General features: G+C 64.6%; 1 other RNA gene. It reads left to right on the top strand.

Features of this window, described 5'->3' with window-relative positions:
- Positions 1-67: a transfer-messenger RNA gene (gene ssrA, locus CBF90_RS17085) on the top strand; the annotation flags it as partial.
- Positions 68-243 lie beyond the last annotated feature (176 nt).

Below are 243 nucleotides of genomic sequence, written 5' to 3'. Positions count from 1 at the left end.
GACTGCGCCCGGAGAAGACGCCGTATCTCAGCGATGGACGGGGGTTCGATTCCCCCCATCTCCACCACTGCCGCTGTCACAGCACGAAGCCCCCGCATCCCTGACCTCAGGAGATCCGGGGGCTTCGTGCTGTGACAGCGGCAGTGGTGGAGATGGGGGGAATCGAACCCCCGTCCATCGCTGAGATACGGCGTCTTCTCCGGGCGCAGTCTGTAGAGGCGTTCTGCTCGGCCCCGACTTTCA

The sequence above is a fragment of the Microbacterium sp. AISO3 genome, assembly GCF_002204305.1.
Taxonomy (GTDB): domain Bacteria; phylum Actinomycetota; class Actinomycetes; order Actinomycetales; family Microbacteriaceae; genus Microbacterium; species Microbacterium arborescens.
The sequence above is the reverse complement of the archived record's forward strand: the minus strand, read 5'-3'. Positions and strand labels throughout refer to the sequence as shown.